Source organism: Kribbella sp. NPDC050820, from assembly GCF_040653975.1.
Classification (GTDB): domain Bacteria; phylum Actinomycetota; class Actinomycetes; order Propionibacteriales; family Kribbellaceae; genus Kribbella.
Genome location: NZ_JBFAHB010000146.1, coordinates 1 through 7501, shown reverse-complemented (window position 1 = coordinate 7501; position 7501 = coordinate 1). Strand labels below are relative to the sequence as shown.

Below are 7501 nucleotides of genomic sequence, written 5' to 3'. Positions count from 1 at the left end.
CGCCGCACTGGCCCGAAGGCCACGATGCTCCGCATCGAGACCTCCGTTCCAGCACGCCGATGCACCGCACCGAGCACCTGCTCGCTACGGCGCGGAATTACCAGACACGACCTAACTCTTCCTGCGGGGCTTCGGCCGGGGTACGGCGGTGCGGGGGAGGCCGAGGATGGTCTCGTCGGCGAGCGGGTAGCCGTTCAGCTGTTCGCGGAGCTGGTTCATCCGTTCGGTGTTGCTCAGCGCGCGGTCGCGGTCGTGCGCGGCGACGGCGATGGTCAGCGCCTCCAGCAGGATCAGCACCATCGCCTGGCTGGTGAACGTGCCCGGGCGGCTCATCCGGGTGGACAGTACGACGGCCACCTCGTCACGCAACGCCTCACCGAGGGTGTCGGTCACCAGGATGACCGGCACACCGGACTCCGTGCACTGGTCCAGGACGATGCGGGCCTCGCGGTTCAGCCGGTTGTGCGCCATCACGATGACGACGTCCTCGGCGCTGAGCAGCAGGATCCGGTCCGCCAGCCGGTACCCGGTGTCGGTCGCGATCCGGGCCCGGTGCCCGATCCGGGTCAGGTGCGTGGCGATGTACTCCGAGACGCCGTCCAGGCCGGCGAACCCGCAGACCACCGTCTCCCGGGCGCCGTGGATCAGCTCGACCGCCCGGCGGAACTCGTCGGGGTCGATGAGCTGCTCGGCCATCGTCAGGTGCTCGATGTGATCGCGCAGGATCGCCCGCAGCACGCCCTCGGGTCCGTCGCCGACGTTCTCGAGGCTGGCACTCAGCCGGTTGGCCGGGGTGAGCAGGGTCTGCAGGTGGCCCTGTAGCGAACGCTTCAGCCCGGGCAGGCCGTCGTACCCGAGGGCCTTGGCGGTGCGGACGACGCTGGCGTCGCTGGTGCCGGTCGCACGGCCGAGCTCCTCGGCGGACGAGAACGCGGCCTCCTGCGGGTGCGCGGACAGGTACTCCGCGACCTTCCGCTCGGTCGCGGTGAGATCGCCGAGGCGCGCCGCCACCCGCTCCTGCAGGGTGGGCGGCTTGGTTTCCGCTGTGGTCACAAGGGTCCCTCCGTCCGAGTCGGCTCAATCATTTCACCCGGCCAACCGTTGACAGCGATTGTAGCAATCACTACCGTCAAGTGAATATTCGTAGTAAACACAACGGACGGCACGTCAGGGAGCATCCGTGATCGCAACCATCGACATCTCGGCAGCGGACCCGCGGGAACGCGGCCGGCAGTACGGCGAGGCCGCCCGCGAGCAGATCGCCGCGTCGACTGCCTTCTACGCCGAGTCCGTGGCCCACAAGACCGGCCTGCGCTGGCCGGAGGTGCAGGAGCGGGCCGGCGCCTGGGTGCCGATCATCGAGGGCTACCTGCCGGGCATCGTGCCCGAGCTGCGCGGGATCGCCGACGGCTCCGGCCGTACCTTCGAGGAGATCGTCGCGCTGAACAGCCGCGGCGAGCTCACCCGCGGCAACCCGTTCGCGACTCGCGAAGCCGGGCCGGACGACGACGAGGGCTGCACCTCGTTCGCGATCCTGCCCGCGGCCAACCCGCTCGGCCGCACCTGGGCCGGGCAGAACTGGGACCTGTGGGCCGGCGTCGCCGACACCGTCGTCGCGGTCCGGATCGCGCAGCCCGGCAAGCCCACGATCCTGTGTCACGTCGAGGCCGGCCAGGTCGGCCGGCACGGCGCGAACTCGGCGGGCATCGCCCTGAACGCCAACGGTCTCGGCGCCGGCTTCGGCACCGGACTCGGTGTTCCCGGCGCGTTCGTCCGCCGCAAGGTGCTGGAGAGCTGGGACTTCCACGAGGCGCTGAAGGCGATCTTCGACGCCCGCCAGACCCTGTCCAGCAATCTGCTGCTCACGCACTCCGACGGTTTCGCCATCGATGTCGAAACCACGCCCGGACGCAACGCCTGGATGTACCCGACCGACGGGTTGCTGGTGCACGGCAACCACTTCCAGGCGTTCGTCCCACCGCAGCTCGAGAACACCTACCAGCCGTTCTCGGTCGACTCGCTCTACCGGGTGCCGCGGGTCGAGACCGGCCTCGACCGGATCCGCCGCGAAGGCACCACGGAAGAGCACCTCGCTCAGCTCGTGCGCACCACGATGAGCGACCACTTCGGTCACCCCGACGCCGTCTGCCAGCACGTCGATCCGCGCCGGCACGAGCTCGACCGCTACGCCACCATCGTGTCCAGCCTGGTCGATCTGACCACGGGCACCTACCGGCTCACCCCGGGCCTGCCGTGTGCGAACAGCTACCAGCAGCTCCCGTGGAACCTGTACGACGGCCCCGGCGCCGCCGACCGTCCCGACGTCCCCGGGCCGGCGCAAGTCCTCGCCGGCATCCGCTGACCTGCTTCAGCTCAAGGAGCAACGTGCCATGTCCCACTCCGCCACGAAGGTACGGCGTACTGTCGCCACCCTCGCCCTGTTCGCCGCCGCGGCTGCCCTGACCGGCTGCGGCGGCTCGTCCTCGCCCGCGACCGGCGCGGCGCCGAACGCCGACCGCGCCGCGGCCGCCGAGGGTGTCAGCCCGGACGTCAACCTGGACCAGTGCGGGAAACCGACCCGCACCGTCAAGCACGACCTCGGCACCACCACCGTGACCGGCAGCCCGACCAAGGTGGTGGCGCTGGAGTACTCCTTCGTCGACGCCCTGGTCGCGGTCGGCATGTCGCCGATCGGGGTCGCCGACGACGACCAGCCCAAGCGGATCATCCCCGCCCTGCGCGAGAAGGTCGGCGAGTACAAGTCGGTCGGCCTGCGCGCCACCCCGAACATCCAGGTGATCACCGCCCTCAAGCCGGACCTGATCGTGGCCGACAGCGGTCGGCACAAAGCGATCTACGCGCAGCTGTCCAAGATCGCGCCGACGATCGCGTACGCCAGCCTGAACGGCAACTACCAGCAGGTGCTGGACAGCGAGATGTCGACCGCGATCGCGCTGAACAAGTGCGACGAGATGAAGACCCGGCTGTCCGAGCACGCCAAGACGATGGCCGACCTGAAGGCCGTCGCACCGGCCGACGAGAGCCGCAAGGCGCTCTTCGTCCGCGCGTCGGACAAGGGCTTCACCGGGTTCCCGCCGAAGGCCTACACGCCGGGCGTGCTGGCCGTGATCGGCATCGAGTCGCCGCTGCCGGACGAGTCCGGTGACGCGTCGGTCTCGCTGACGCTGGAGACCCTGGTCGCCACCAAGCCGGACGTCATGTTCATCGCCCCGAACGACGGACCGACGCTGCGCGACACCTGGGCGAAGAGCCCGTTGTGGAAGGAGATCCCGGCGGTCAAGAACAACGCGTCGTACGACGTCGACCCGAACGAGTGGTCCCGGTCGCGCGGCCTGATCGCGTCCGAGGTCGTCGCCAAGGAAGCCGTCAAGCTCCTCTACGGGAAGTGAACCGGCCATGTCCGTAGGCACTGCGTCCAGACCAGGGCCCAGGCCGGCCGAGGACGCCGCCACCCGGAAGCGTCCGAAGATCGTCACGAACAGGCAGCGGGTCACCTGGGTGACGCTGGCGCTGCTGGTGGTGGTCGTGGCCGGCGTGGTGTGGGGCCTGTCGATCGGAAGCCAGCCGATTCCGTTGTCGCGGATCCCGGGCGCGATCGTCAAGGCCGATCAGCCCGACGAGTTGATCATCCAGGCGATCCGGCTGCCGAGGGTGGTGCTGGCGCTCTGCGTCGGCGCCGCCCTGGCGGTCGCCGGTGCGTTGATGCAGGCGGTCGCCGCGAACCCGCTCGCGGCGCCGGAGATCATGGGCGTCAACGCCGGCGCGGTGTTCGTCGTCGTCCTCGCGATCACCGTGGTGCCGTCGCTGTCGGGGGCGCCGACGATCCTGCTGTCGTTCGGCGGCGCTGCCGCGGCGGGTGTCTCGGTGATGCTGCTCGCGGGATCAGGGCGCGGCCGGGTCAGCCCGATCCGGCTCGCGCTGGCCGGTGTCACGGCGAGCAGCCTGCTGATCTCGCTGACGCAGGTGCTGATCATCTTCGACGAGAACTCGGCCGACAGCGTGCTGTTCTGGCTGGTCGGCGGCGTCAACTTCGCCTCGTGGGCGGACATTCGCAACCTGCTGCCGTGGCTGGTGCTGGGCCTGCTCGGAGCGTTCGCGATGGCCCGGCCGCTGAACCTGCTGGCGCTCGGTGACGACATGGCCCGCGGGCTCGGCCAGAACGTCGAGCGGACCCGGATGATGGGGTCGGCGCTGGTGATCGTGCTGTGTGGCGCGGCGGTGTCGGTGGCCGGTCCGGTCGCCTTCATCGGCCTGATCGTGCCGCACATCATGCGCCGGCTGGTCGGTTCCAGCTACACGGTCCTGCTGCCGCTGTGCGCGGTGGCCGGCGGCGTCCTCGTGCTCTACGCCGACATCGTGTCCCGCTACGTCAAGCCGCCGTTCGAGGTGCCGGCCGGTGTTGTCACCGCGCTGCTCGGCGCTCCGATCTTCGTCTACCTCGCTCGCCGACAGAAGGTGACAAGCTCATGAACGAGCGTAGCGAGTTCATCATCCAGCTCAGTCCACTTGTGCCTCATCGGCGCCCGGAGCGAAGCGAGGACGTCGATGAGTAGTACGGCGATAGTCGCGCAGCACGTACGGCGTACGTCGCTGGCCAAGCGTTATCCCGGTGTCCTGATGGGATCGCTCGGCGTGCTGGCCGTGGTGCTGAGTTTCTACAGCCTCAGCGTCGGCGCGACCGAGGTGTCGATGGGCGACGTGTTCAACGCCGTGATCGGCAACACGACCGACCAGGCGGCGCAGATCGTCACGCAGTTCCAGTTGCCGCGGGTTCTGCTGGCCTGGCTGGTCGGGATCGCGCTCGGTGTGTCGGGCGCGGTGATGCAGGGCGTGATCCGCAACCCGCTCGCCGCACCAGACGTCGTCGGCGTGACCAAGGGCGCCGGGTTCGCGGGCATGCTGTTGCTGCTCGCGATCCCGGGGATCCCGGTCGTGGCCGTCGTACCGGCAGCCTTCGTCGGCGGCCTCGCGGCCGCTGCACTGGTGTACCTGCTGGCCTACCGCCGGGGCGCGACGCCGGTGCGGATCGCGCTGGTCGGGATCGCGGTCAGCGCGGCCTTCGAGGCGGGGATCCGGTTCCTGCTGGTGCGCAACCCGCTCGACGTGAGCGCGGCGCTGATCTGGTTGACCGGCAGCCTGTTCGGCCGGTCGATGCGGTCGGTGCTGGAGATCCTGCCCTGGGTTCTGGTCCTGGTGCCGCTGATCGTGATCTGGAGCCGCAAGCTCGACGTCCTCGGGCTCGGTGACGACCTCGCCGCCGGGCTCGGCGAGCCGGTCGAGCGGACGCGCCGGACGTTGCTGCTGTTCTCGGTCGCGCTGGCCGCGGCCGCGGTCGCGGTGTCCGGCACGATCGGCTTCGTCGGCCTGATCGCCCCGCACATGGCCCGCCGGGTGTTCGGCGGCCGGCACCTCGCGTCGATTCCGGCCGCGGCGTTGTTCGGCGTACTGCTGATGCTCTTCGCCGACATGCTCGGCCGCGGGATCGCCCCACCGCTCGAGATCCCCGCCGGGCTGGTGACAGCCGTCGTCGGCGGACCGTACTTCCTCTACCTGCTCGTGAAGACCGGAAAGTAGGAGAACCGCCATGCGTCTGCAGGCACAGAGCGTCCAGCTCGCCTATGACCAGCGGGTCATCGCTCGCGACCTCACCCTGACCATCCCGGACGGAAAGGTCAGCGTGCTGATCGGGCCGAACGGCTCCGGCAAGAGCACCGCGCTGCGGGCCCTGGCCCGGCTGCTGCCTCCGCAGCGGGGAAGTGTGATCCTGGACGGGAAGTCGATCCAGGAGACCCCGACCAAGGAGGTGGCCCGGCTGCTCGCGATCCTGCCGCAGGTGCTGGTCACGCCCGAGTCGATCTCGGTCGAGGACCTGGTCTGGTTCGGCCGCCATCCGCACCGGGCCTCACTGAAGGTCCCGAGCCCCGCCGACAAGGAAGCTGTCGAGTGGGCGATGCAGGTGACCAGTACGGCGGAGCTGCGGCACCAGCACGTGGACCAGCTGTCCGGTGGCCAGCGGCAGCGGGTCTGGATCGCGCTGTGCCTGGCCCAGGGCACGGACCTGATCCTGCTCGACGAGCCGACGACGTACCTGGACGTCGCCTACCAGCTCGAGGTGCTCGACCTGCTGCACCAGCTCAACCAGGAGCAGGGCAAGACGGTGGCGATGGTGCTCCACGACTTCAACATGGCCGCGGAGTACGCCGACCACGTGTTCGTGATGAAGTCCGGCAGCCTGGTCACCCAGGGATCGCCGGAGGACGTGTTCACCTGCGACATCATCCGGGACGTGTTCGGGGTGGAGTCGAAGGTCGTTCCGCACCCGGTCAGTGGCAAGCCGATGTGTATCCCGCTGAGGGCCGGCCTACGGGCCGAGCTGTCAGTGGCAACCGGATAGGAGTTACTGCATGACGTTGAGCCCTGCGGAAGTCGCCGAGCGGTCCGAACGGGTCGCGCCGCGACTGCGTGAGCACCTGCCGCCCACGCCGTTCGTCCGGTTCGGCGCGTTCAGCGACGAGCTCGGGGCAGACGTGCTGGTGAAGTGCGAGCACCTGCAACGCACCGGCTCGTTCAAGGCCCGTGGTTCGATGGCGAAGATCCTGACGCTGACGGACGAGCAGCGCGAACGCGGCGTGGTCACCGCCTCGACCGGCAACCACGGCCTCGGGGTCGGGAACGCGCTGGCGACGCTCGGCGGCCGCGGCCTGGTCTATCTGCCCGAGAACGCGTCACCGAGCAAAGTGGCCGCACTGCGCCGGCTCGGTCTCGAACTACATGCCGAGGGCAACGACTCCGGCGTGCTCGAGCCGAAGGCGCGGGCCTACGCGGCCGAGCACGATCTGGCCTACATCCCGCCGTACAACGACCCGGACATCATCGCCGGGCAGGGGACGGTGGCGGTCGAGATCCTCGAGCAGTTGGGCGGGGAGCCGCTCGACGCGGTGGTCGTCGCGGTCGGCGGTGGCGGCCTGGTCAGTGGGGTCGCGGCGGTCCTCAAGAAGCACCTGCCCGACATCCGCGTGTACGGCGCCTCGCCGGTCCGCGACGACGCGATGGCCGCGTCCGTGCGGGCCGGGGAGATCGTCCAGGTCGACGCGCAGGAGACGTTGTCCGACGGTACGGCGGGCAGCGTCGAGCCGGGCAGCATCACGTTCGACCTGTGCCGTGAGTTGGTCGACGACTGGGTGCTGGTGAGTGAGGACGCGATCAGCGCCGCCCTGCGGATGGTGATCGACACCGAGCACCAGTTGATCGAAGGGTCCGCCGCGATGGCGTTCGCGGCGGCGCGGGCCCGCCGTACCGAGCTCGAAGGCAAGCGCGTCGCCGTAGTGTCCTGCGGCGGCAACATCTCGGCCGGCACGTTGGTGGCCGCCCTGGCGTAATCCCTCCCGCCGAAGCACCCGAGGAGCCCCCGCCCCGGGGGGGGGGGGCTGGGCCGGTTTATGGGGGGGGGGGAAGGGGTTTAACACACGGCACAGAGGTG

General features: G+C 69.8%; 7 protein-coding genes. 6 read left to right on the top strand and 1 reads right to left on the bottom strand.

Going from position 1 to position 7501, the window contains the following annotated elements:
- Nucleotides 1–111: 111 nt before the first annotated feature.
- Complete coding sequence (locus AB0H36_RS47600) at nucleotides 112–1053, bottom strand: MurR/RpiR family transcriptional regulator (protein WP_360538890.1); 942 nt, start codon at nucleotides 1051–1053, stop codon at nucleotides 112–114.
- Nucleotides 1054–1180: 127 nt separating this feature from the next.
- Here AB0H36_RS47600 and AB0H36_RS47595 point away from each other — a divergent pair, with 127 nt between their 5' ends.
- The 6 genes from AB0H36_RS47595 (at nucleotide 1181) to AB0H36_RS47570 (ending at nucleotide 7400) form a co-directional block, all read left to right on the top strand.
- Nucleotides 1181–2362: a C45 family peptidase gene (locus AB0H36_RS47595; protein WP_360538887.1), complete on the top strand. Its 1182-nt coding sequence runs from the start codon at nucleotides 1181–1183 to the stop codon at nucleotides 2360–2362.
- Between the two features lie 28 nt (nucleotides 2363–2390).
- Nucleotides 2391–3410, top strand: coding sequence for a Fe(3+) dicitrate ABC transporter substrate-binding protein (locus AB0H36_RS47590; RefSeq protein WP_360538884.1), 1020 nt, complete (start codon nucleotides 2391–2393; stop codon nucleotides 3408–3410).
- 7 nt (nucleotides 3411–3417) lie between these two features.
- Nucleotides 3418–4491, top strand: a complete 1074-nt coding sequence (locus AB0H36_RS47585; protein ID WP_360538881.1) for an iron ABC transporter permease — start codon at nucleotides 3418–3420, stop codon at nucleotides 4489–4491.
- Nucleotides 4492–4566: 75 nt separating this feature from the next.
- Nucleotides 4567–5595, top strand: a complete 1029-nt coding sequence (locus AB0H36_RS47580) for an iron ABC transporter permease (protein ID WP_360538878.1) — start codon at nucleotides 4567–4569, stop codon at nucleotides 5593–5595.
- Nucleotides 5596–5605: 10 nt separating this feature from the next.
- Nucleotides 5606–6415: an ABC transporter ATP-binding protein gene (locus AB0H36_RS47575; RefSeq protein WP_360538875.1), complete on the top strand. Its 810-nt coding sequence runs from the start codon at nucleotides 5606–5608 to the stop codon at nucleotides 6413–6415.
- Nucleotides 6416–6425: 10 nt separating this feature from the next.
- A complete protein-coding gene (locus tag AB0H36_RS47570; protein ID WP_360538872.1) occupies nucleotides 6426–7400 on the top strand; it encodes a threonine/serine dehydratase in 975 nt (324 codons plus the stop codon).
- Nucleotides 7401–7501 lie beyond the last annotated feature (101 nt).

Coding starts and splice junctions, on each gene's coding strand:
- AB0H36_RS47585 (WP_360538881.1), top strand. CDS start 3,418: ATGTCCGTAGGCACTGCGTCCAGACCAGGGCCCAGGCCGGCCGAGGAC.
- AB0H36_RS47590 (WP_360538884.1), top strand. CDS start 2,391: ATGTCCCACTCCGCCACGAAGGTACGGCGTACTGTCGCCACCCTCGCC.
- AB0H36_RS47580 (WP_360538878.1), top strand. CDS start 4,567: ATGAGTAGTACGGCGATAGTCGCGCAGCACGTACGGCGTACGTCGCTG.
- AB0H36_RS47575 (WP_360538875.1), top strand. CDS start 5,606: ATGCGTCTGCAGGCACAGAGCGTCCAGCTCGCCTATGACCAGCGGGTC.
- AB0H36_RS47570 (WP_360538872.1), top strand. CDS start 6,426: ATGACGTTGAGCCCTGCGGAAGTCGCCGAGCGGTCCGAACGGGTCGCG.